The 23,697-nt window shown below is 46.2% G+C and carries 19 protein-coding genes; 3 read left to right on the forward strand and 16 right to left on the reverse strand.

Going from position 1 to position 23,697, the window contains the following annotated elements; all coding sequences use genetic code 11:
• The first annotated feature begins 34 nt into the window (after positions 1-34).
• Positions 35-538, forward strand: a complete 504-nt coding sequence (locus tag MCG46_RS16535) for a TetR/AcrR family transcriptional regulator (protein WP_240280958.1) — start codon at positions 35-37, stop codon at positions 536-538.
• A gap of 449 nt (positions 539-987) precedes the next feature.
• On the opposite strand, the gene MCG46_RS16540 is transcribed toward MCG46_RS16535, so the two are convergent.
• The 5 genes from MCG46_RS16540 to MCG46_RS16560 all read right to left on the reverse strand — a co-directional run bounded on the left by MCG46_RS16540 (position 988) and on the right by MCG46_RS16560 (position 4,788).
• Positions 988-1,455, reverse strand: coding sequence for a hypothetical protein (locus MCG46_RS16540; protein WP_240280959.1), 468 nt, complete (start codon positions 1,453-1,455; stop codon positions 988-990).
• Positions 1,456-1,482: 27 nt separating this feature from the next.
• On the reverse strand, positions 1,483-1,902 hold the full coding sequence (locus tag MCG46_RS16545; protein ID WP_240280960.1) for a GNAT family N-acetyltransferase: 420 nt from the start codon (positions 1,900-1,902) through the stop codon (positions 1,483-1,485).
• Between the two features lie 149 nt (positions 1,903-2,051).
• Positions 2,052-3,164 (reverse strand): N-acetylglucosamine-6-phosphate deacetylase, encoded by a 1,113-nt coding sequence (locus MCG46_RS16550; RefSeq protein WP_240280961.1) that lies wholly within the window; start codon positions 3,162-3,164, stop codon positions 2,052-2,054.
• The gene (locus MCG46_RS16555) at positions 3,161-4,111 is read right to left on the reverse strand and encodes a sensor histidine kinase (protein ID WP_240280962.1); all 951 of its coding nucleotides are present in this window, start codon (positions 4,109-4,111) and stop codon (positions 3,161-3,163) included. Before MCG46_RS16555 ends, MCG46_RS16550 begins: the two co-directional genes overlap by 4 nt.
• The gene (locus tag MCG46_RS16560) at positions 4,108-4,788 is read right to left on the reverse strand and encodes a response regulator transcription factor (RefSeq protein ID WP_240280963.1); all 681 of its coding nucleotides are present in this window, start codon (positions 4,786-4,788) and stop codon (positions 4,108-4,110) included. The genes MCG46_RS16555 and MCG46_RS16560 overlap by 4 nt, the downstream gene beginning before the upstream one ends.
• A 213-nt stretch (positions 4,789-5,001) precedes the next feature.
• Here MCG46_RS16560 and MCG46_RS16565 point away from each other — a divergent pair, with 213 nt between their 5' ends.
• Together MCG46_RS16565 and MCG46_RS16570 are read left to right on the forward strand one after the other, a co-directional pair.
• Entirely contained in the window at positions 5,002-5,808 is an 807-nt protein-coding gene (locus tag MCG46_RS16565) for a PTS sugar transporter subunit IIC (RefSeq protein ID WP_240280964.1), read from the forward strand.
• Positions 5,795-6,619, forward strand: a complete 825-nt coding sequence (locus MCG46_RS16570) for a PTS system mannose/fructose/sorbose family transporter subunit IID (RefSeq protein WP_240280965.1) — start codon at positions 5,795-5,797, stop codon at positions 6,617-6,619. The genes MCG46_RS16565 and MCG46_RS16570 overlap by 14 nt, the downstream gene beginning before the upstream one ends.
• Positions 6,620-6,761: 142 nt before the next feature.
• On the opposite strand, the gene MCG46_RS16575 is transcribed toward MCG46_RS16570, so the two are convergent.
• The 11 genes from MCG46_RS16575 to MCG46_RS16625 all read right to left on the reverse strand — a co-directional run bounded on the left by MCG46_RS16575 (position 6,762) and on the right by MCG46_RS16625 (position 23,507).
• Positions 6,762-8,627 (reverse strand): metallophosphoesterase family protein, encoded by a 1,866-nt coding sequence (locus MCG46_RS16575; RefSeq protein WP_240280966.1) that lies wholly within the window; start codon positions 8,625-8,627, stop codon positions 6,762-6,764.
• 2 nt (positions 8,628-8,629) lie between these two features.
• On the reverse strand, positions 8,630-10,054 hold the full coding sequence (locus MCG46_RS16580) for a glycosyltransferase family 2 protein (RefSeq protein ID WP_240280967.1): 1,425 nt from the start codon (positions 10,052-10,054) through the stop codon (positions 8,630-8,632).
• Positions 10,054-11,298 (reverse strand): HEAT repeat domain-containing protein, encoded by a 1,245-nt coding sequence (locus MCG46_RS16585; protein ID WP_240280968.1) that lies wholly within the window; start codon positions 11,296-11,298, stop codon positions 10,054-10,056. The genes MCG46_RS16580 and MCG46_RS16585 overlap by 1 nt, the downstream gene beginning before the upstream one ends.
• 10 nt (positions 11,299-11,308) lie before the next feature.
• Complete coding sequence (locus MCG46_RS16590) at positions 11,309-13,489, reverse strand: hypothetical protein (RefSeq protein ID WP_240280969.1); 2,181 nt, start codon at positions 13,487-13,489, stop codon at positions 11,309-11,311.
• Positions 13,490-13,510: 21 nt separating this feature from the next.
• On the reverse strand, positions 13,511-15,058 hold the full coding sequence (locus tag MCG46_RS16595; protein WP_240280970.1) for a CotH kinase family protein: 1,548 nt from the start codon (positions 15,056-15,058) through the stop codon (positions 13,511-13,513).
• 12 nt (positions 15,059-15,070) lie between these two features.
• Positions 15,071-15,748 (reverse strand): DUF4956 domain-containing protein, encoded by a 678-nt coding sequence (locus tag MCG46_RS16600; protein WP_240280971.1) that lies wholly within the window; start codon positions 15,746-15,748, stop codon positions 15,071-15,073.
• A gap of 15 nt (positions 15,749-15,763) precedes the next feature.
• Entirely contained in the window at positions 15,764-16,474 is a 711-nt protein-coding gene (locus tag MCG46_RS16605) for a polyphosphate polymerase domain-containing protein (RefSeq protein WP_240280972.1), read from the reverse strand.
• Positions 16,471-17,355 (reverse strand): hypothetical protein, encoded by an 885-nt coding sequence (locus tag MCG46_RS16610; RefSeq protein WP_240280973.1) that lies wholly within the window; start codon positions 17,353-17,355, stop codon positions 16,471-16,473. Before MCG46_RS16610 ends, MCG46_RS16605 begins: the two co-directional genes overlap by 4 nt.
• Before the next feature lie 949 nt (positions 17,356-18,304).
• Entirely contained in the window at positions 18,305-19,093 is a 789-nt protein-coding gene (locus MCG46_RS16615; RefSeq protein WP_240280974.1) for a response regulator, read from the reverse strand.
• Positions 19,090-20,379 (reverse strand): sensor histidine kinase, encoded by a 1,290-nt coding sequence (locus MCG46_RS16620; RefSeq protein ID WP_240280975.1) that lies wholly within the window; start codon positions 20,377-20,379, stop codon positions 19,090-19,092. The genes MCG46_RS16615 and MCG46_RS16620 overlap by 4 nt, the downstream gene beginning before the upstream one ends.
• A gap of 254 nt (positions 20,380-20,633) precedes the next feature.
• Complete coding sequence (locus MCG46_RS16625) at positions 20,634-23,507, reverse strand: leucine-rich repeat protein (RefSeq protein ID WP_240280976.1); 2,874 nt, start codon at positions 23,505-23,507, stop codon at positions 20,634-20,636.
• Positions 23,508-23,697: the final 190 nt, after the last annotated feature.

Raw genomic sequence — 23,697 nt, forward strand, 5'->3', positions numbered from 1 at the left:
AAAAAATGGTACAAATAGGAGGCTTTGTACCATCATGAATAATGAAGAGAAGAACACATATGCCAAAAATCAAATAACCGTTATCACTCTTAATTTACTAAAAGAACATCCCTTAGAGGAACTAACCATTGGTCAGATTGCAAGTGAAGCTCAGGTAAGCCGTAATACATTTTACAGAAACTATACTACAAAAGAAGATATCGTATATCAATATGCAATAATGCTCATGAAAGAATTTGAGACAGGATATAATGGCACTCATAAAGATTCGGGTACAGAATTTTATCAATGCCTGTTTCAGCATTTAAGTGATCACAAGGATTTCTATCAGCTTCTCAAAGAAAGAAATCTCTTTCATTTAGTTTTGAAATCAATCATTGCACTCTTCGGAGATTTGAAGAAATGCGACAATATTTCTGCCTATTCAGTTGCCTATGTTGCATATGGTACTTATGGCTGGATTGAACAGTGGATAGAGCGGGGAATGCAGGAATCACCCGAGATGATTGCTGCAATACTTGAGGCTAACAGAAAATAGACATTCTAATTTATTGTTCCATTGATTGAAAATCCTAATGCCTTGCATTTGTTGGAACTTCAGGAATTTCACCAAAGAATGAAGTCTTATTGGGTATCCATGCCCTTTATTAATAATCTAACCAAGCAAGTCCCTATTCGTTTGATTTGAATAAGATCTTTCCATACCTTATCTTCTAAAAATCACTCAAATAGACTATCCTATTCTTTCTGTATTCTTTCAGCGGATTTACCGGATCGTTATCAAAAAGTCCTGTTTCGGCCCTGATCCTCATAGGAATATGAATTTGATTGAAAGGCCTAGTTCTTTTCCCTTTCTCAATTAAATCCTTGCTCCAAAGTGATTACCAGTTCATCATTCGTAGGACTAAGAGAAAATTCCATCTTGTGAATGTCCGCAATTATTATTTTATGCTCCACAAATTCTTGGCAAACGTGAAGTTACAGCTCTTAGAATAAAGGAATACCCCCTTCATAATTTTCCGCTTTTTCTAACAGGGGTCCTTTTGCTCCCATAGTAAAAGCAATATCGCTACTACGGATTGATAATAATGGCATATTCGGTTTAATATTCAAAAATTTCATCATTTCTTCTGTCAAGACTATTTCCCCTGTTTTCGAAATATCTACCCAGCAATACGAACGACCTTTGTACTTAATAAACGCACCCTGCATTGCAGTATAATTTAGTAGTTCTGGTGTTTCTAACAGAATATGTCCAAGTTTTGATGCTTGCAGCAAACCTTTTCGCGTCACACAAAATCCGCCAGTGATCTTGCTTCCCGTAAATAAATAAACTTTACCCTCATCGGTAATATGATATTCACTTATTGCTTGAGCAGGAAACTGAACTGTACCATCAATTTTGATGATCGACTTTCCAAAAATAAACTTCCCGCCTTTATTCATTTGCGGCATAAAATCACCTCCGTAAATCCGAATATGTTAAATTGCTTTGATTAAGAACATTTCCATGGGCTGAGCATAAACAGGAATATCAATCACCAAGCTGCCACAATCCTTATAACCCAATTTACGATAAAAGTTCTGTGATGTTTCATTCACTTGTGTTGATACTAATAACATTCCATATCCCTTTGTTTTCATATCATATTCCCAATATTCTATTAATTGTTTGCCATAACCTTTTCCACGATGAATTTCATCTATTATAAGCATTGTACAAAACGGAGTATTATCCCAAAATAGATTATATCTCAGCAGTCCTATCGGTTGATCATCGATTAAAATAACATAGCCTCTTTGGGAACGAACCTTGTTTACAAATTCAGCTTCAGCTAAATGTTTATCAAGACGATACCAAAACTGCTTATCAGAATTTTGCAAATATCTAATTTCTATCATATACGACCCCTATTCCATTGATCTAACTATGCTTTTTTGAGCTAAAAGCAGACAGCCTGACTTCGTTTTTCCCATTCTAATATCAACGTGAAGAAATGTCAAACAGCCCACTTTGCAGTCTGAATTCAAATTCCTGTCCATACCCTTTTTTATTTTAGAAGACAAAGCTGTTCATCCATAAGCGTTTCAACAAATTCCAGATCCCGATTATAAAGGCTCCAGGCGATAGAACTGCCGATTCGGGTTGATCCCCAATCCTTTAAGCAGAGCTTTTGGGCGGCATTTAAAGAAAGCATTCTGGCAGCTTCGGGTAATGAAATGCCTAACTTCAAAACGAACATTTTCAAGGCATCACTTAAATCACAGGTACTTCCGGCAATGACTCCGTTGGGCTGCACCATCGCTCCGCCATGAAGAACACAGCCATCAGACAGCACCGTTCCCTCAGGATAGGCAAAGCCCGAGTCCTGCCCGCTGTCGGAAACACAGAGAATATGCTCAGTTCCTTTCGTCTGTGTCAGCAGTTTCATGATCGGCAGCTGCAGATGGTAGCCGTCGCTGATCATCTCACAGTCCAGTTTGGGATTGATTAAAGCGGAAGTAATCAATCCCGGATTGCGATGATGCAGGCTTTCCATTGCGTTAAATGTATGCGTAACCTGAGTCAGTCCGAAGGAAACCGCTGTTTCACATTGCTCATAGCTGGCTGCGGTATGTCCTGCCGAAGCGATCACGCCATATTGCTTCAGCAGCCGGATCGCAGGCAAAGCGTTGGGAAGCTCCGGAGCGATCGTCATAATCTTAACGATGCCGGCGCTTTGAATCAGAAAGGATTCCAGTTTTGGCAAATCTATTTTCAGCATGGTATCCGGATCAATCGCTCCCGCTTTTTCAGGATTCAGATAGGGACCTTCTAAATGCAGTCCCAGAAACCGCGCTCCTGGATACGGCGTCGAAAAAGCTTTCCGGTACTCGTGTATCACTTCAAGATAGTAGGATAAGGGCCGCGGTCCCAGCGTAGCACAAAAGCCGCCGATTCCGCGTTCGGCATAGGCCAATGCCAATCGTCGCAGATCTTCTGCCGATTCTTCACTGCTCCATCCCCGAAAGCCATGGGTATGAAGATCTATCAAAGCCGGCATCGCAATGAAGTCCGGCTGTTTTGTTGTGGGTTCAACGGATATGATTTTTCCTTGGTTCCATTCAACACTTTTATCCCATTCTTGGTTTCCCTCAATCCAACGACAAACCTGCTTTTTCATTTTACTGCTCCTTTTCCAATGATTTTAAATTCAACGCCATAGGTTTTATTTTCAGCGATGACACGGTAATCATAGAGATCGGCAATGGACTGAACGATCGCTAATCCCAAACCGGATTTGCCTTTTTCCCCCTTCACATAAGGGTCAAAAATTTTGTGGATCATAGATGAAGAAAGTCGGATGCCGTCGTTATATATGGCTAAAGATTGCGGATAACAGCGAATTTTGATCGTTGTTTCAGCATAGCGGACAGCATTCTCCAACAGATTATCAATCACCGTTTCCCAATGCTCCGCCTTCCCCTTAAAAGTCACTGGATACAAGGCGAGCTCGATTTGGAGCTTGCGTTTTTCAATAAAGGGTGCGAAGGCCTCAACGCGATTTTCAATGAGCTCCTTCATTTGAGTTTCCTGGGTACACGGTTCATTCAGCGTAATCAAATGATTGATCCGATTCAGATCCAGCAGCCGCTGGATCTCCGTCAGCATCTTCTCCGAAACCTGATAAATTTGACGATAATAGGGCTGAACTTGAGTGGGTTCCACATCACCGTCCAATAACATTTCACAGGAAAGCATAATCACAGACAGGGGTGTTTTCAGATTATGCGAAATATTCTGGATCATCTGACTTTTGGCGCTGTGCATGCTTTGCAGATAGTCTTTCATCGTTGCAATTTCCTGATTTAAATCCGCTATTTCATCGTTACGGGAAAGAACAACAGGTTTCTGTTCATAGTTTCCGGCCCGGACCTTCTGGCAAAAAAGCAGCATCTTGCGGATATCCATCTGCAGAAAGACAATCCAGCAGAGAATCATACTGTTGAGCAGAATGATCAGAAGAGTCAAAGCCACAGCGGGCAGCGGCAGAGGATGACAAAGCATGAACACACAGAGAATCAGTGAGATCAACAGGAGTAAGTTGAGATCATGAATCGAACTTCTCATAAACCGCAGACCCGATAGCCTTCCCCATACACAGTTTCGATCTTCAGATCCGGCAGTTTTTTCCGGATGCGGCGGATTGTATCATCCAGCACCCGTCCGCTGCCATAATAATTGGTGTCCCAGACGATTCGTAAAATAGTGTTGCGGTCCATCGTCCGGCCATCATTTTGGATCAGCATTAAAATCAGATCGAATTCCTTGGCCGTTAAATTGATGAGCTGATCATCAAACCACAGCTCCCGGGAGCGCAAATCAGCCCGCAGTCGTTCCCGCTGCAGAATTTCCGGACTCATTTTAACTGGCGGAGGACAAGCCGTGCGCCGTAGGATGTTGGTAATCCGCAGCACAAGTTCCTTCTTGGAAAAAGGCTTGGTGATATAATCATCGCAGCCGATTTCCAAGCCGGTAATTTTATCCAGCTCATCATCCCGCGCAGACAAAAAGCAGATCGCCTGATTCGGATTTTTTTCACGGATTGCCTTCATCAGATCAAAACCGGCTGTCGGACTTTCCAGCATAATATCCAGCAGCCACAGATCAAAATGCTGACTTAAGCCTTGTTCCGCCATTCGTTTGGATGGATAGGAAACGGTTTGAAAGCCTGCATTATTCAAAACAAAACATATCAGATGATTCATCATCAGTTCATCTTCAACGACCGCAATTTTATATGTCATACGCCATCCTCTTTTCAAGTTTATTATATCGATTTTTGGTTTTTTTTCGAGTTGTTCCCCATCACAAAAAACCCAAGAAAACATTGAATTCCGGCTTGGATAAAGGCTTTTTCAGCAACTCTTGACAATGTGTGAAAATGTCAAAAAACGTTGAAGGCTCTTGTCGCTTCCTTCAAATCATGGTGAAATGAAGGCGCAAATGAAAGGGGTAACATGATGCAAAATTTATTCTTCGCTGCATTGATACTGGCTGTCTTCGTGTATTTTGAACAAATGCTGGTCAGTACCATGACCATTGGATCCAACCCACCTATACTAGGCGGCATTGTCGCCGGTCTTGTCCTGGGTGATATTCAGCTCGGGCTCTACATCGGAACGGTTCTGACCTTAATGTCGTTAGGCATGTACACGTTTGGCGGGGCTGCCATCCCCAATTATTTTCTGGGTTCCGTGCTGGGCACCGCCGTCGCCATTCTGATGATGCGTTCCAATCCTGCACTGGCTTCCTCAGAGGCCATCAACATCGCCATTTCCACGGTAGCGATTCCGGCTTCGATGATCGGCATTGCTTTGGGATCCATTTCGACAATTTTATGTACTGCCTTAGTTCAGATCATGGTTAAAGGGGCAGAAGAAGGCAATCTTCAGAAAATCAATCGTTCCTTCTGGATCAACTGCCTGCTTACCAATGGACCGCATATGGCAATCCCGGTTTTTATCGGAATTCTGTTCGGCAATCAATTAGTTTCGCTGATCAACATGATTCCTTCCGTACTTTTAGGAATCTTTGATTTAGCCGGCGGTTTGCTTCCGCTCATGGGATTTGCGCTGCTGATGTCCATGATCAACATCAAGCGTTACTGGCCGTTCTTATTGGCAGGCTATTTTCTGATCGCTTATACTTCATCGACGATTATCGGCCTGACCTTTGCCGCAGCCTCGATTTGTGCTGTCTATGCGATGCTGAAAAAGGAAACGATGAAACAGAATGAGGAGGTTGTCGGTGATGAAATTGACTAAAGAACTGCTGCGCAAAATTAAAATCCGGCATATATTCGGCATTCAGCAGACCTGGTCCTATGATCGAATGATGGGTTCCGGGTATTGCTGGGCGATGCTTCCTGGAATCGAACAGATCTATCGCGAGGATCCGGAAGGATTACGCCATGCCTGTATCGAGAATATTCAATTTTTTAACACCAGCGCGATTTTCTCGCCGCTCATTACCGGTGTTCATTTGGCTATGATGGAAGCGGGCCAGGAAGAAATCGGACAGAATATCAAGACGGCGATGATGGGACCGCTGGCAGGGGTGGGGGATACGCTGGCCGGGGTCATTATCAATCCGGTCACCACCTTAATTGCCTGTCAATTCGCGTTAACCGGCAATTGGCTGCTTTCGTTAGGCTTAATCCTGTTTGTTCGGATCGCCTGGATCGTCATCCAGTCCAAGCTGTTTGATTTCGGTTATACAAAAGGTGTGGAAGCGATTGAAAGTACGACCAAAAACAGTTTGGTTACCTCCGGGATTGAACTGGTAACCATGTTTGGCGCCGTTATTCTTGGCGGCTTTATTCCTTCCATGTTATCCGGAATCCAGATTGGCTTGGAATATACAAGCGCAATATCGCTTGAAGGTCAGCAGGCGGATAAAGTATTCCGGGTGCAGGAAATGTTTGATAATATCGCCCCTTACCTTGTTCCAATCATCCTGGTTTCTGCTTTATTATGGCTGATTAAAAAGAAGAAGCTGACGTCAACGCAAATCTTAATCTTGATTTTCGGCTTAGCGGCAATCTGTTACTTCACCAAAATCCTGATTGTCGCCTGACCGCTTTGCTTCATGCTCCCACAAAAAAACCCGCTTTATCAGGCGGGTTTTCTTATGGCTTAATCAGAATTTAAAGAATAAATCCGGTTTCTCTTTGAGCGCAGCGAAGCTGCATTGGACTCATTCAAAATTCTTTTTGCGGCTATTTCCGGATTTCACAGCGGTCGATCAGTTCCTGAGTCGCTTGCGAATAGGTTTCCAGAATCAGCTGATTTTTGGAAATTGTAATCAGCGACACCGTTGCCTGCTGCTCAGGAATACTATAAGCAATCCAATCCGGGGCTTCCCCCTGAAGTTCATAAAATTTACTTCCTGACGGCGTTCCTCCGGAAACATACAGCGTTTCCCCTCGGCGCTTCAGCCCTTCTGCCCGCTCTGTCGCTTCGGCCCCTTTCATCAGCCATGAGCGGCAGTAAACATGATCGTGACCGGACAGAACAACATCCACATTGAGATCAGAGAAAGCCTGTGCGTAGGCTTCCCGGGCAGCGATGACTTTTTCATCCTCAGAACGATCTTTTCTGCCGAACAGGGAATAATGCATCGTGACAATGATCCAGCGCGGTTCAGAACGGGCGATCACCTGACTGAGCTTATCCAGATGAGCCTGCGTATCCTCATCCATGCAGTTCAGCGCATAAAACAGTGTATCGCCGTATTCATAATAATAATCTGCCCCTTTATTCAGCCGTTGGAACTGACTGGCAAGCAGTTCTTCATTGCCCTCGTGATTGCCGATATTCACGGTAATCGGAAGCTGCTTTAACGCGGCCGGGCTGCGAAAAGCCTGGTATTCCTGCAACGCTTTTTCATCCTTGCTGCTGTTGACCTGATCGCCGGCGGTCAGAATGAAACTCATATCTGGGCGCAGCTGGATTAAAGTCTCCACGGCTTTCTGCCAATTTGCTTGATTTTCCTCTAAATGCTCCGTCCGAATCTGGACATCACCGACAAATCCGAAAGTCAGCGGCTGTTCAGGCTGAATTGTAAAGGCAACAGCTTCTGAACGCAGATCATGCTGCAAATCGACAATCTGATAGACAAACGACTGCCCGCCGGACAGATCCCTTAAGCTACCATGATAGCTAAATGTTCCGCCAACTCCCGTTTTCTGACCGCCCATTAATTTTCGGCCTGATGGGGAAAGCAAAGCATTTTTATCCTTGCCTGAAGCCCAGATTAATTCATAGGTTCCTTTTTTATCCGTCAGCCAGTTGACGATGACCTGCCCGGATTCGCTGCCCTGTTCCAGAATCAAGCCGTTCAGATCCAACGACTGCGTCCGGGATGATTCACTGGACGTTTCCAAGGTTTCCAGGTCAAAATAAATATCTGAACTGGAATCGTCCCGCTGATGCAGCTCGATTGCCAGAACATTGCGGCCCGGTTTTAAGGCATGGAGATTGCTGATGACAAACGCATCGCTTTCCGCTTCATTGACACGGGCTGCGGAACCGTATTGATTCTGCGGCGTATACCCGCCGTCAGGAACGTTGGAGGCATAGACTAGCTCACCGTTCAAATACATCATGACCGCGTCATCGTAATGAATTTTACCCGTTAAACACCGAACGTTGCCGAGATCACTGACATCAAATTCCGTGCGGAAATAATACACTGGAATCGCCTTTTGATCCGGCAGATAATAATTCAACAGATTCCGCGGGGCTTTCCGGTTGACCATTTTTTCCAGTCTGCCGTATTCTGACCCGAACGTTCCCATCCCCGATTTCCAGGCTGAATCATCATAATCCGGCAGGGTCCACTGCAGCGGATCCGTCTCTGCCGGCATTTCACCTGCGTCCCAATACCGCCAGACTGTCCGGCCGCTTTCCACCAAGGTGACCGTATTTTCCTCAGCCATGGTTTTCAGCGTTCCGTTTCGTTCTTTGCTCGTATAGCTTTGCCGGCTGATCACCGCAAAGAACAAAACAAACACAATCAAAAGCAAACCGAGCAGCGTGCCCAGAATTAACTTGCGGCGTTCCTGTTGATCTGTATTTCTCATCCTCATGCCTCTCTTTCCTGGGTTTCCTTGCGGTTATGAGTATAGCGCTGCAGATCGCCCCAAACATTTTTCTTTCGGCGGTAACCGATCAAAGCATTCATTCGTACAAGCATTAAGATAAACCGCAGACCGACCAGCTCAAAACCACTTAACAGAATTGTGCGGATCACGTCAAGCAGCGTCAGCCGGATATGCCGGGTATGAATCTGCGTGAAAAACGCGATGACGGTCAGAAGACAGCCGAATCCGGCATACACCGCAAAGAATAGAAGCATAAACGGAACATTGATGAGATTGAAGAAATACGACAAAACAATCGTAAACAAGCCGAATACTTCAATATACGGCGACATCAGTTCATACAGCCAGAAGTACAGGAAGGAAATGGTTCCCATCAATCCGTATTCTTTCTTCCCGATCGCATAGCGGTAATGCGTAAGACTTTCAAACAAACCGATATGCCAGCGCCGGCGCTGCTTCATCAGATCAAGCAGATTTCCTGGTCCCTGTGACCAACAGATGGCGTCCGGCGCATAACGAATGCTGTAATCCAGATGGTTGGCCCGGCAGAAAACGTGCAGCTTCACCACCAGTTCCATATCTTCACCCATCGTTGAAGGATCGTAGCCGCCGGCCAGGATCACCATCTTTTTCTGAAACAGGCCAAACGCACCGGAAATAATCAAATTCCCGTTGAAATGATCCATGAAAATCCGAGAGGCCAAAAAGGAGCGGTCATATTCCAAAACCTGCATCGCGACAATCATCCGCTTCGGCAGCGAATATTTTGTGACCTCGCCATCGACCATTTCAATGCCGTTGGAGATGCGCACCTGACCACCGCAGGCCACCACTTTATCATTTTCCAAAACCGGTTTGGCAATCTCGAAAAGGGAATCTTTCTGAAGCATGGAATCGGCATCCATGCAGATGAAATAGGGAAAACGGGAAGCGTTAATCCCCATATTCAGCGTATCGCCCTTGCCGCCGTTCTCTTTCATGATCAGGGTCAGCTGAATCTTGTTGGATTTTGTTTCATAGATCGCTTTTTCCGCTTTGCAGCGCAGCTGACGGCGAATCGGCCGTTCAATCTTCTGCATTTGAAAATAGTCAATCATGCGCTGAGCCGTTTCATCCTCAGAGCCATCGTCGATCACAATGATTTCAAATAAAGGATAGTCCTGTCTTAACAAGGTACAAACCGTATCCACAATCGTTGTTTCCTCATTATGCGCAGGCACTAAAATACTGATGGGAATGAAGAATTTGCGCTTCAAATTATTTTTCAGCTCATCATCGCGGCGTTTCTGATACAAATACACCGAGCCGACAATCACTGACAGAAACAGAAATGTACTGTAGCCAAATAAATAGGCAACGAAAAAAACATCGACACCAAACAGAAAAAGTTTAACAGCCTCTACCATCACTCAGTCCCCCATTTCTGCAGCGGCGGCAGTTCTTCCGCGGATGACTCTGAGAAAGTGAACGCATTCAGAAACTCGTTCTGCGTTTTCGTTCCCTGCCCGACCGGCTTATGCCCCACGGCGACTTCCAGTTCTTCCGAATTTTCCCGCACCCGCAAAAGTCCGGCGCTCACCGCCTTATAGCGAAGCATTTCGCGGCCATAGGAATCCTTCAGCTGATGAATGATTTCCAAAATAACCTGAGGGGCTGCCAGCTGAAGCAAGGAATCGGAAGCATTGTCCCGCACATACCAGTTATCGCTTTGGATCCCGATCAACAGGGCTTTCAGCGTGTCTTTCCCCGGATAGCTTTCCAGAGAAGCAGCGGCGATGGCCGCATATTCCCAATCCTGCTTCTCCCAATCGCTGACGGTTTGGCGCAGAATTATTCCGGCTGGGGCATAAGGGTACTTGCGAAAATACCGCATCACGGCAAACTTGACTTCCCGGTCTGTTTCCGGTTGGGTCAGAAGCGGCATGAGCACTTCCCGGAAGTTGCCGGAAATCATGCGGATAAAATCAATGAAGGCAACTTGATAATGCGGTGTAAACTCCGTCCAGTTCTGCCATAAAGCCCCGGCAAGCTGTTCCCGATCTCCATGAAATTCCAACAGTCCGTCACTCACCAGCTTGCGGCTGTGTTCAATTTCATGCCGGGCCATTAAACGATAAGCTTTGACGATATGATCAACACTGCCGTGAGCGTACAAAGCCATCAAAGCATTCTCCCGGCAATAGATCGAAGACAGGGCGGTCAGCTGAATCATCATCGTGGACAGCGGATCATTCGCCCCCTCGCCGCACAATCCAAAACGCATGACAAGATAAGCAAAATACGAACGTTCCATGACGCTTTTTTTCATATAAACATCAATCAGTTGAATAAAGGCCGGCTTCAGCGTCGGCAGCCAGTCCTGCAGCTGTTTTGTCGTCAGCGGGTTCTGATGGAGCGCTTCGACAGTGCCTTCCAGCACGATCAGCTGATGCGTATGCGTCAGCTTTTTCTTAATTTCATCATCCACCTTAGGCGATGAACGTTCAGGAAATAACAGAAAGGTCTTTAATCGGCGTGTCTGATCCCGGATCTGCTTTTCTGTCCGTTTCTGCATCCATTTGTTTTTTCCCAGATAAAACAGATTGTAGCCCAGCATGCACAGACACAGCGTCATGTAGACATAAATCAAATAATCAATTCGAATGATCATCCGTACCGCCTCACTTTCCTGCCCAGATATCCTGCAGGGCATAATACCCCTGCTTCAGACGCGGATGTGAAGTAGGATAACGGCCCCAGCCCTGCAGCGGCATCGCGGTCATGGGAATCGGCGTTGTACCGTCAGCGGCCAGTCCCACTCCGGCATAGATTTCATCAATTTTTAAGCCTTCAATTCCATAGTGTTCATAATAATCGTCATGGATCATCATCTCCGAAGGATTCAGAAAATTCAGCAGCGACCATGGCAGCCGGATTTCAATGTGATCGCCGTCAATCATAAAGTCGGCCAGGGAATCAAAATCCGGACTGTCCGGATTGGCATTGCCATAACGAAGATGTCCCGTATCGTAGGTCTGAGCGATATCGGCTTTGGTATTGGCCAGCTCATCATGCGGATCATCCGGAATTTGAAGCATGAGCTTGATGTCGACAAATTCAGAAGTCTCTTTTTCCGGCTCATTCAAATACGCGTCTTCGAAGTAAACGCGATGGGAATACATCGCCCGCAGCGCTTCATAGCGTTTCTGCACGATCAGCTTACTGTGATCAGTTCCGTCTAAAATCAGCACGAAATCCGCCGGGTGCGCAAACGACCGGGCAATCCCGTCACAGCGGGTACTGCCTGTTTTCGGCGTCGTATCGATCGGAATCCAGAGCTTATCCACCTCAGGATTATAATTTTCTTTATTGATATACAGATAGAAGAACTTTTCATCATACTTATAGCTGAGCGACAGCTGTCCAAACGGAGTTGCCGTCTGTTGTACCTGATCCGCCTGTGTCCACTCCTGGACATCCCCATCGACATAACAAACACTCTCCTCCTTGCCCGGATCAAAAGCCAGCACGCCGAAGAATTGTTCATTGGTCTGATAATCACTCCAGTAAGGAGTTTTATTCAGATCGGTGTAGGCCATCGTGTTCCACGTTCGTTTAAACCATTCGTCCTGCCACGTAAAAACGATGGAGCCTGCGCATTCGGCTGCCATGATATCTTCATAACAGGTCTTAAGTGCATCAGCCTGATCCGCTTCCGACATTCCGCCCTGCGCGCGGTTTGTATTGCGGTCGCTCTGGGCCCGGCCGCGGGAGGTCGGCACTCCGAATTCCGCAATGACCACCGGCATCGTATGATACTGGTTCAGCGTGGTCAGATAAGCTCTGTACGAATTGAAAACCCCCTCGCTGTTTGTAAACTGCCGCTTGTTTTCAACCTCAATCCCCATGACATCCATGAAACCATAATAGTCCGGGTAATAGGGATAGACATGATAGGACGCAAACTGCCCGGACAGAAAGCGATCCGTCGCCTTGATATGTTCAACATTCACCTGTTCAAATTTACGGAAATAATACTCCACCAGTGAATCCCATTCCAACGGATCCGTGGTCGGCCAGTTGGCAAAGGAGATCAGCCGCTGGGATTTATACGTCTGAGTTTCATATTCTATAATTTTATCTCCCACCTGCGCCAGCATCGCTTCAAACGGCGATGCTTCTTCCGTGGTGGTCATGTACTTTCCATGATATTGATTTTTCTGATCCTGCATATGATCGGTATACGCCACGGTGGTATCTTCCCACTCCACACCCAAAATATAACCCAAAACCCATTGTGAAATATCGTGGTTGTAAGAACCGCTGCCCAGACCTTCCCCTAAGGAAAAGCGTTTATTTCCATGAATGATGTCCACCAGCGTCCGGCTGTCCTGAATCATCGTATTCATAAAATCTGGATCATAAGCATCCCGATGGGAAAACAGCGTATAATCATTCACCCATAGTCCATGGATCAAATACAGAGGTTGTTCACGATCTTTGTTATATTCCCAAAACGCATTGTAGAAATCATCCTGAAGCAAGGTATAAACGCGGATGCAGTTTGCCCCCATGGCCTGAATTTGATCAAACCACTGCAGATAGGTTTCTTTATCAATCGCATAATCCGTCGCGAAATGGCCAGGAATCCCGCTGCCGAGATTCACGCCGCGAATCTCAAACGGTTCCATCCCCTGCCCCTGATCCACCAGGATTGTTTTGCCTTCTACGGTCGTAAACGTTTCCACCGATGTTTTCTGCAGACTTTCCCACTGAAAGGTCATGCCGATGCGGGAAGCCAGAAACAGCCAGCCGGCAGCGAACATCACGATCGCCGTGCAGACAAGTATAAATTTTTTCATGAGTTCCCTCCTCCTTCCGGCTTAATGATTGTACTTTTTGACTGCCGATTCATGACAGTATTGCTTTAGCACGTCAATATTTTCGTCAAGCCAGGCCAGACGTTCAAGATAGGCATCATGGAACTGCTGCACTGCTTCTTCATAGGAACGGGGATTTTTTTCTTCCGGCGATAGCTTGTTGCGTTTATCCAGATTTTCCGGATCAAAGCTGTAGCCCCAGACGGCAAAATTCCGATCGACGGCCGGGCCCAGATAATCAACAACCGACTGAATGTAGTCACTGACCTGCGCATCACTCAAAATTCCCTGACGCAGCTGCCGATACCGATGAATCACCTGATTGATGAATCCTTCATCCTTGATCAGCATGGTAAACCAAGGAGCCTGCACCGAAACAAATTGACGGATTCGATAATCATCGTCAGAGCTGTCGGAAACATTGCCCAGACTGTTATTGAAATCCCAGACAACGGGCTTAAATTTTCCGTTGACGTCTTTGTAAAAGAACGTCGACAGATTGCCGGTATCATGCTGTACAAAGACCTCCATCAAAATAAAGTAATCGACAAACTCATCGACATCAATAAAATTCGTAAATCCATAGCGCTGCGTATCATAATCAAAAGAATATAACGCCTTTTCAAATCGGCTGAGATCCCGTTCGATATAATCCTTCAGCGGTGCTGTCAGCGCTTCATTGCGCGGATAGCGGATATCGAAGAAGGCATTTTTCCGCAGAATCTGCGTGTATTTTGTAAAATTGTTCATTTGAGTCAGCGGATCCGGCTGGGTGTCATTGTCCAGTTCAACAAGATAGCCGGTAACGTTTCGGGTTTTATTGGGTTCTTTAATTTCGATCCGGCCTTCCCCGCGGCTGACGGTTTCCATCATCACATACACACCGCGATATTCATGATTGACAATCACTTCGCAAAACCGCACGTCAGGGGCATAATCCATCAGCTCGCCCGCCAGATTCATCGCGACATAATTCCGCATCAGAGTTTTATCGAGAAAAGGACCGTGCAGCGCCCAGTCGTGATTGGCCTCCATGCCCATGATGGAAACTTTTTTATTCTCACCATTATGATGGATCGTTTTGATCGCAAAGGATTGCTTGTCAAACCAGCGGGAAGTATTGCCGCGCACGCGGATCCGGATCTGGGTCTTTAAGGACGGCGTATCCTGCGGTGAATTCAGCTTGTCATCCTGATTGATGATTTTCATGTTGCCGATCAGAAATTCTTCTCCGGTGGAAGTCAGCGTCATCTGACGATGGGACTGGTCATCGGTATAATAAGGAACGCCTGGTATTGCTTCATCTGTTTCGATGACAACCAGCGGCAGATGGGTACTCAGCTTTTCAATATCCACGACGGTCTCGTCATATTGATATTTTGAAGTTTCCGTTTCCTGAACACAGTCCAGTGCTGTTTCCGGATCGTAAACCAGACTCGCTTCCCGATGCTGATGAACTCGCGTCTGGATTTTCCCCAAAGTCAGCTGAGCTGCCGTACTGACTACAACCGCGGCTGCCAGAGTCAGCCACGCTGCTGTCCGTTTACGCATGGTCTTCCCCCATTAACTGCTGATATCATCGTCTTGGGCGACGATATTCACATACTGGACATGTTCAATCTGATATAATTCTTCATCAATCCCCGACATCTTCCGTAAATTCTTCTCATAAGTTTTCCGCGGTATTTCGTAGATCAGCTCAATCGTATCGCGCGTCGTATTCTTCACCCGCAAATCCAGCCGGCCTTCAAAATAATGTGTAATCACCGACATAATCCGTTCTTCCGTACTGCGGGCGCCGCGCACGATCAGCAGCATCCGATTTTCATTTTTGATCCGGCCCAGAAGCAAAAGCACCAGAAAGACTCCGGCCGCGCCCAGCCCTGCCGTCATGTAATCTCCAACACCGCACGAAAGACCGGTAACAATGGCCCAGAAGATGTAAACCGTATCCCGCGAATCTTTGATCGCTGTCCGGAAACGCACGATGGACAGCGCGCCGACCATGCCTAACGATAAGGCGACATTATTGCCGATAGCCGTCATGACAATTGTCGTCAGCAGCGTTAAAACGACCAGACTGACATTGAACTTCCGGCTGTAAACCGTGCCGGCATGCGCCAGATAATAGGAAAGATAGATGACAAAGCCCAACACCATGGCAATGAAAATCTGAGCCAGAATCTGGCCCGCATTCAGCGCTTCAATTTGCTGCAATAAATTCGATAAATAAGAACTCATCAAAAATTCCCCCTTTTAATAAAATTCGGTATATCGCAACCCGATTCGCCGCGCCATACAGTATTTGCTGGCGGACAATTCACTTTGGTTGCAGCTGCGGATGATATCACGGATATAGGTGAGCAGAAAACGGTTATATTTGACTTCAAGAATTGTTTTCCATGGATCCAGCACCGGCGCCATCGCCAGCGTCGGATCAAAAATATCATAGCGGAATTCATTGGCCTGGATATCGCTGTCCAGCGTAATCCGGATGCTGTTTTCCGGCAGCACATAGGCTTTGCGCCGATATTCAACCACCGTCTTGGGCCGGTAATGTTCGCGGTTCAGGATCGCATAGCACTCCGCCGCAAAAGCTTCATGATAATGCAAAAGCGGTTTGTAATTTCCTTGAATCAACTGTTCTGCATCCTCACGGCTCACCGGCAATGAGCGCTTCAGCTGGTTGGCTCCCTGCTTCTGCTTCATCTCCAGATAAGCTATTTCATCCTCAGGGTGATAGATGCGCAAACGCAGCTTCCGCCGTTGTTCAACGCCGTCCATCTTGGCATGGAAATCCCGATCATTCAAGGTATCAAAATACAAGGAACGTACTCGATAACCGCCTTGCTGCAGATCTATATTATGCTGATCCTGATGGAGAAGAGCATCCAGCTGGCCCTCGAAACGCGCCCGCTGGGTCAAAGATATCAGGAATTTTCGCTCCTGTCTGAGCACTTCGTTCATTCGCTTTCCTCCCTCATCATTTCGATTAACGGCATCGACCAATGATAATCATGGACAATCCGCATTTCCGGAAACGTTTGATCGACTTGTTCCCAAGCCGCTTCGGCAGCCGTTAAGCCTTTATTCCGATACGTCTTATCTTCGGTCAGCCCATGTTTTCCAACTTCCTGAAATTCCAGGATGCAGTGCAGAACTTTATCATACTTCGCTGCCAATTGAGCTTCCGTTTCGATTTTCTCAGCTTCCGCTCCGCATTCATAATCCATCACCGCAACCTCATCGCAGCCATCCCGAATCAAAACTTCCAGCTGCTCTGTCAAACCCTGATCGTCATAATGACGGGGAATGCAGGCGATGAAGATCAAATCATGCTCCTGCGCAAATCGATAGGCCGCGATCATTCCGGAAACATAAGTTTTCATATTCTCTTCCGGATCTTGTTTCCAGCGGGAACGGGTATACGGTTCAACGTCAACCATCACTCCGTCAAATCGTTCGGCCGGCATTCTCTGTTTGTTGTACTGCACCAGTTCTTCTAAATATTGAATCAATGACTGACCCTCTGACTCAAAACCCCAGTCTGTTTCCCCAACCAGCGCATAGACGTTCACATTTTGTCCGTGCAGTTGTTTTACAAATTTAGCTGTCTTTTTAGGTTCTATCGGAAGGCCCAATTCCTGATACCAGTCCGTGATTTGAAATTGATCGATAAGCTCGCTTACATTTTCAAGCTGTTCGATCCGTTCTTCCTTCCATTCAAACATGCCTTTGCGGTGTGAAGGTGACTCGATATTTTGGGACTGCGGTTTCAAGAACAGAGCAGCACCCACACTTATTCCCAGAATGGCAAATACCGCCGCTCCCCATTTTCGCTTCCTCATAACTTCCCCCCTTCCTTCTGTCTTAAAAAGATTACTTTTTGTGTTAAATAAAAATTTCAGTTTTAGCTTAAGATCGGCGGAATTTATCCGTCTTTTTGATTCTGATTCAATAGGAAACACGAACTATCCGCGCTGTCATAAAAAGTAAGCTTTAATTGACAGCTTAATAAACACTAACCGACTTCTAATCATAAAGAACCGTTTCCAGACTATTTTGGATAGTGATTCAATCTTCCGTCTGAGGATTACATCCAAAATCAGCCCCTACTAGTTTAATCCTTATTTCATCCCTTCGCGATTGGATTTTCTGAAAGAATATCTCAGATATAGTAATTTTTGCGGATCATCGCCATCATTCAAGAACAATTCCGTACTTCGTTGTTTTCAGCTAACAACCAGCTAACCTTTTTTCTGCAGGACTTCTTTTCCATATAACCAAAATCCGCATTGATTATAACTGAAATAAACTATAGTAGAATTTCGACTCTTTTTCAAGAAATTGGCGTTAAGTTGCAGATTCAGGCTTTCTAATTCACGAAACGAAGCTGATGAATCTGCCAACTTCAATTTTTTTCGTATTCATAAAGGGATGAGAAATTCACAGATGCTTTATTCTTAGACATCGCTTTAAGTGAGTCCATAGTCTGCTTGATGATCCCGATCCATCGCATTCTTTTAAATCCGATGCCCTGTCATTCAGAGCTAAAAAAGCGAATACCTTGTCACTTTTTCATCAGGATTGAATCTGCTTGGGAATGTGGATCGAGGTCAGTCCAGCTTTTAAATGAAGTTGTATTCCCAAGTCATGATTGTCTGGGGACTCCCCTCGCCTGTCCATCATTAAAATCGGCATTGATCTCACCACCTTTGTTTTTTATCTTAGCATATCGCCCGTTACAAACCCGTTACAAATAGGAGCCAATGAAAAAGAACTTCCGCTTAGAAGTTCTCACTCGTTCTTGTATAAGACTGAACCCAGGCTGAACTCGGCCCATTCGTAGCAGCATAAATAGTCATTGCGATAGCTGTTTACAAATTGAGGATCGCCCTCCAGAAAATGATAGCTGTCGCAGTCCAGCTGATCGGGGATAATCGCAAGGCTGTTCCAGGAACGAAGCAGAATGTCTTCAATCCCAGCCGTCCGCAGGGCTTCCCGCAAGCCTTTCACCACAATGCGGAAATACCCTTTCTTGCGTGAATCGATGGAAGCATCTCCCCACAATACCGCACAGGCTTCCGCCGCTGTCACACTGATCCCGCGCCGGTCGATCAAATAAGCAAGCAGCTCTTTGGATTTGGCCCGTTTGAATAGAACTGGATTTTCATCCACAAAGATATCGAAGCCGCCGAATGTCTGCACCCTTATCTGCCGGTGCGGTGAAACATCGCCGTAAATAAAGGTCAGTTCCCGTTGCAGATCCTCCACCGTAACGGGTTTCATCAAATACCCGGTGGCATGCATCTGAATAGCACCCAAAGCATATTGTTCATGACTGGTTACAAAAATGATATGCGCTTGGGGACAGATATCTTTTATTATCTTTGCCAGAACAAGTCCATTCATACTGCCCAGCTCAATATCCAGAAAGGCCACATCAATCGAGGTGCTGCGGATATAGGCTAAGGCTTTGCTGGGGGCAGTAAAACAATGCAGCGTTCCTTGAGGAACAGCTTCCTTCAGGGCTTCTTCAAGATCTTTTAATACGAAAGGTTCATCATCAACCGCAATCAAATTCATTCGATCACCCCCTCTTTGGGAATCGTGATCGTGACGACAGTTCCTACGCCCTCCCTGCTTTGCAAGGTCAATGTTCCCCGGCAGAGAATTGCCAATCGATTCCGTACATTTTCAATACCGATGTGGGAATGCGAATCCCCCGCCATGCTGTCATCCGAAATTCCCGGTCCATCATCAGTAACCTGAACAAGAAAAGCTTCCGCTGTTTCCTCTGTATGAATGATAATTTGTCCGCCTTCCTCCCGTTTTAAAACACCATGGCGCACGGCATTTTCCACAATCGGCTGCAGCGTCAGGGAAGGGATGGAAAAATCCCGGGCGGTAATCTCATAAACGACGCAAAGACGATCCTGGAACCGCTGCTGTTCAAGTGCTAAATAGTTTTCCGCATGATAAAGCTCTTGTTCAAAAGGAATCGGTGCCTTACTTTTTAACGCATCCATATTTCCCCGCAGAAAGCAGGAAAAATCATGAATAGCCGCCTTCGCTTGTTTGGGATCTGCATCGCAAAGCTGACGAATCGTAGTTAAGGCATTATACAGAAAATGCGGCTGAATCTGAGAAAGCATGATTTCAATTCGGGATTCCATTAATTCTTTTTCCTGCTGCTTAATCAACAGATCCCGCTCTGACTGAATGTTGACAAAAATAAACAACAGCGCCAGCGTAACGCCAACGTTGACAACCGCAATTCCCCGAAAAAACATCTGCAGAGCACCGGCTCCCAAAGGTATAAAAATATACAGCAGAAAGAAAATTAATTCCCGGTACGTCAGTTTTTTCCGACACAAAATGACCAGAAAAGTAAAGGAGAGGTAACAGAATAACGGTACCAATTGGGAAATCACAAACAGCGAGCCCCGTTGATATCCATTTTCGGTAATATGGAAAAAAGCGCCGGTCCATGGACTGAGTACCGCAAAAAATATCTGGACTGCGCACAACAATGTAACAACAGTCAAAAAATTTCTCCTTGTTTTGGTTGTCAGCTTTAGATATTCGGCAATATATCGGGCAAAAAAATACAGGACAAAGGCAGAACTAACGTAAAACAACAGAGAAAGCAAAGCGAGAATCCTGCTCAGATTCTGTGTTGTGACATCTCGAATACACCAATCTGCCAAATCGCCTATGATCATTGTGCCGTTGGCAATACTGATCCCTAAAAAGTAACGATTTAGCTTGTATTGATAACGCCGGTCATTCACTAGGTATATAATCGGAATCAAAGATAAGATCAAACAGAAAAGATCCAGCGCAATGTTGGCAATGATCAGATTATCCATAACCAATTCCCCCTGTCTTCATAACCGAACTGAGAACATTATAACAAAACAACATAGAAATTGAACAGTAAGTCACATGATAAAAGAAGCCTCTGCGCGCCCATCCAAGGACTGCTTTAAAAATAACGCTTTATCTTGGCTTCTTGAAGTGCTCTTACAGTTTTGAATCTTACGTTTTCCTATTAAAAAATCAGCGCAGCCGTTTGTCCAGCTGCGTTGATGAGAATTAAAATTGAATTGATGATGCTTTCAGATCAGCCTTGCGATTTGTCAATCTGACGCTTCAGGAACACGGCTCCGACGATCAGAACGGCGGCCGCAAAGACCAGAATCCCAATCGCAAACGGAACGATGCTTCCGGTTTTTTTCGTCTCCGGTGCCGGGTCTGCGGCTTTTTCCTTCACCTGTGCTTTCAGACTGTACTGATCGCCTTCTGCCGAATAGGTGCATGTTGTTTCTCCTACCTGCAGAGCTTTTACCGTGAAGCTGTCATCGTTCTGTGTTACTTCCAGAATGGAGTGGTCATATTCCCAGGTTCCGCCCGATGGGACAGGTTTTAACGTAGTTTGTTCACCAACCGTTAATGACAGCGAACCCGGCAGACCGCTGATCTTCACCGGCACTTCCGAAAGTCCAATATAATCCGGCCAGGTTTTCAAAGTGATCGAAACTGTTCCTGACTTGACCTTCTTCGTTTCCTTCACCAACGTTTTATCCTGGCAGATCCACAGTTCCACTTCGGTTCCGTCTTTTTTATCCGTTGTGATTTCGACGGTCAGATCGCCTTTGTACTTTCCGGCTTTAAGCTGCAGACGATGACCCGTGAGCCAGCCGGCAGCTTTTTGTTGTTCACGGATCGCGTCGCAGGCATCGCAGGTTCCTTCTTTATGCGGTAAATCAGCGGTTGTCGCCAGACTGGCATTGGCAGAAAAATCACCGCGGATCTCAAGCTGAGCTTCCTTAGATTTCAGCGTTTTGAATGTGTATTCCGGACCTGTTGCCGGGATGGCCTGCCATTCCAGCTGTCTTCCGCAGACGGTGCAGACTTTCTTTTTACTTCCAGCCTTGGTCGCCGTCGCCTTTTCAATAATAATCCAATCGCTCGGCGTATGCTCCGCGATTTCGGCCTTCGCCCCGTCGCCGTCCACACATTCGCGGTAATGCCACGTCGGATCGGACTGCATCGGCCCGTAATCATGTTCATGTGCCGGCTGAGGGGTTGGCGTTGGCGTCGGGGTTGGCGTTGGGGTTGGAGATGGGGTCGGTTTCGGAGTTACCTTAACAGCCTTTTCCGCCCGCTGAACCCAGGTTCCCCAAGTGACATCACATTGATAGGTTCCGCCATGGCTGACTTGAGCCTGATCAATTTTTAGTGTTGAATTGGTTTGAGAGGTCATCGCGGTCCCGTTAAAACTCCATTGATACGTCACATTGATGCTGACTGGAAGCTTAACCGTCAGCTCCAGCGTTTCACCAGCCTGAATATCCTTACCTTCAATGACCGGAGCTGCCGAACCGTTTGGCAGACCGGACAAATCTGAATACGCCTTGCCGTTTTCAAACATCAACAGAACCGCCGGAACATTTTCAAAGGAATCTGCACTCCAATTCGGCTTGTTCTGCGGCAGGGCCAGAACTTTGAGTCCCGTGCAGTCTTTCAAGGCTTTCGCGCCCAGTTCTGTCAGCTTAAGCAAATTGACTTCGCTGATCGACGTGCAGCCCACAAAAGCTCCCTCACCGATCGTTTGGACCTTGGACAAATCAATCAGACTCAAGGATGAGCATTGAGCGAAGGTCCGCTTGCCGATTGCGCTTAAATCTGGATTCAAGTTCGTCTGCGCTTTCAGCTTCAACGAACCGCAGCCTTCAAAAGCGGAATCCCCCAGGGTCGTGACCTGGGATAAATCGACTTCGCCAAGCTTGCCGCACTGATCGAAAGCGCTGGCTCCAATGGAGGTGACATGCGATAAATCTACAGTGGTCAGACTGCTGCAGCCATAGAAGGTCGAATCATTAATTGTTGTATAATTTTCATTCAATCCGGTTCCGGCTTTTAATGTCAGCTTTTCGCAGTTCTTAAACGCACTGGCACCGATCTCCGCAACCTGAGACAGGTTGATTTCTGATAAATTTTTACAGCCTTCAAAAGCGGATTCACTGATCTGCTTCAGCGCTTCGTTGAATTGCGTATTGGCCGCCAACGTCAGCTGTGTGCAGCCGGCAAAAGCTTTCTTTCCCAGCGCTTGTACCTGGGAAAGATCCACAGCCCCTAAAGCGGCACAGTCCGCAAAAGCACTCTCGCCGATGGACGTGACCTTGGACAAATTCAAGGATTTTAATTGGGTGCATCCGGCAAAAGCTTGGGCCTCAATCTTCGTTAACGTATCTGGCAAAACAACGGTTTCCAGCTTTGTCATCCCCTGAAACGCCTGGGCTGAAAGCTTGCTCAGAGATGTCTCTTTCAAGTCCAGCGTCTTCAAATTTGTCAGGTTTGCACGAAGATACTGGATATCGGTATCATTCATTTTGCCTTCAATGAACAACGCTTCAATCTTCTCCGGTTTTACCTGTTCTTTTTGGATTCTCTCTTCCAGCTCGCCGGGCTGCATCGTCAGCCGCACATAGTTTTCCGGCAGTGTCGTTGGCTGGAAATTGGTCACTGTCACAGTGATTTCCGGCAGACTGGCCGTTTCGCCAAGACGATATCCCGCGCTTAATTCGGCAACGAACGTATAATCTTGAACCTTGGAAGGATCATAAGCATCGCCTTTGCTTTTCCACGTTACCTCAATCTTCACTGCCAAGTCTTCAAGTGACTCCAGACCGGTCAAAGTCTTTGGCAAATTCAGCTTATTCTCCGGTGTACCGACAGCTACGCTCTGTTTTGCTACAGCAGGCGGCAAAGGGTCAAAGGAAGCGATAATCACCTCACCGTTAGTTTGAGAGGTTTGTTTCTTTGAAAGATCGAGATTCGTATTCCAATTCAAATGAACCGGATCCGCAAAACGAATTGAAGCCTGATCCTTCTGTTCCATGGACGGCGTTTGAGCTGCAACAGGCTGCAGCGCGAAGAACATGCCCAGCGACAATCCTGCGATCAAAATCGAATGCCCTCTTTTCTTTTTCATGATATCCCTCCTTTGCATTCAAGTTATTCGGAAAACACCTGAGATGTGATTCATCCTGTACTGACGAACATGACGCTCAACCTTGAGAAAATACCGAAAAAGTGCTGATTGTTCCTTTCAGCAGAGATCCTAAAGTTCTATGATTCTATTTTATGATTTCTGCTTTCGAGGATCATTTCGTTCATCAGTC

Source organism: Holdemania massiliensis (assembly GCF_022440805.1).
GTDB classification, from domain to species: domain Bacteria; phylum Bacillota_I; class Bacilli_A; order Erysipelotrichales; family Erysipelotrichaceae; genus Holdemania; species Holdemania massiliensis_A.

Excerpts from the sequence above, each read along its gene's own strand:
- MCG46_RS16535 (WP_240280958.1), top strand. The coding sequence starts at position 35 with ATGAATAATGAAGAGAAGAACACATATGCCAAAAATCAAATAACCGTT.
- MCG46_RS16540 (WP_240280959.1), bottom strand. The coding sequence starts at position 1,455 with ATGCCGCAAATGAATAAAGGCGGGAAGTTTATTTTTGGAAAGTCGATC.
- MCG46_RS16545 (WP_240280960.1), bottom strand. The coding sequence starts at position 1,902 with ATGATAGAAATTAGATATTTGCAAAATTCTGATAAGCAGTTTTGGTAT.
- MCG46_RS16550 (WP_240280961.1), bottom strand. The coding sequence starts at position 3,164 with ATGAAAAAGCAGGTTTGTCGTTGGATTGAGGGAAACCAAGAATGGGAT.
- MCG46_RS16555 (WP_240280962.1), bottom strand. The coding sequence starts at position 4,111 with ATGAGAAGTTCGATTCATGATCTCAACTTACTCCTGTTGATCTCACTG.
- MCG46_RS16560 (WP_240280963.1), bottom strand. The coding sequence starts at position 4,788 with ATGACATATAAAATTGCGGTCGTTGAAGATGAACTGATGATGAATCAT.
- MCG46_RS16565 (WP_240280964.1), top strand. The coding sequence starts at position 5,002 with ATGATGCAAAATTTATTCTTCGCTGCATTGATACTGGCTGTCTTCGTG.
- MCG46_RS16570 (WP_240280965.1), top strand. The coding sequence starts at position 5,795 with ATGAAATTGACTAAAGAACTGCTGCGCAAAATTAAAATCCGGCATATA.
- MCG46_RS16575 (WP_240280966.1), bottom strand. The coding sequence starts at position 8,627 with ATGAGAAATACAGATCAACAGGAACGCCGCAAGTTAATTCTGGGCACG.
- MCG46_RS16580 (WP_240280967.1), bottom strand. The coding sequence starts at position 10,054 with ATGGTAGAGGCTGTTAAACTTTTTCTGTTTGGTGTCGATGTTTTTTTC.
- MCG46_RS16585 (WP_240280968.1), bottom strand. The coding sequence starts at position 11,298 with ATGATCATTCGAATTGATTATTTGATTTATGTCTACATGACGCTGTGT.
- MCG46_RS16590 (WP_240280969.1), bottom strand. The coding sequence starts at position 13,489 with ATGAAAAAATTTATACTTGTCTGCACGGCGATCGTGATGTTCGCTGCC.
- MCG46_RS16595 (WP_240280970.1), bottom strand. The coding sequence starts at position 15,058 with ATGCGTAAACGGACAGCAGCGTGGCTGACTCTGGCAGCCGCGGTTGTA.
- MCG46_RS16600 (WP_240280971.1), bottom strand. The coding sequence starts at position 15,748 with ATGAGTTCTTATTTATCGAATTTATTGCAGCAAATTGAAGCGCTGAAT.
- MCG46_RS16605 (WP_240280972.1), bottom strand. The coding sequence starts at position 16,474 with ATGAACGAAGTGCTCAGACAGGAGCGAAAATTCCTGATATCTTTGACC.
- MCG46_RS16610 (WP_240280973.1), bottom strand. The coding sequence starts at position 17,355 with ATGAGGAAGCGAAAATGGGGAGCGGCGGTATTTGCCATTCTGGGAATA.
- MCG46_RS16615 (WP_240280974.1), bottom strand. The coding sequence starts at position 19,093 with ATGAATTTGATTGCGGTTGATGATGAACCTTTCGTATTAAAAGATCTT.
- MCG46_RS16620 (WP_240280975.1), bottom strand. The coding sequence starts at position 20,379 with ATGGATAATCTGATCATTGCCAACATTGCGCTGGATCTTTTCTGTTTG.
- MCG46_RS16625 (WP_240280976.1), bottom strand. The coding sequence starts at position 23,507 with ATGAAAAAGAAAAGAGGGCATTCGATTTTGATCGCAGGATTGTCGCTG.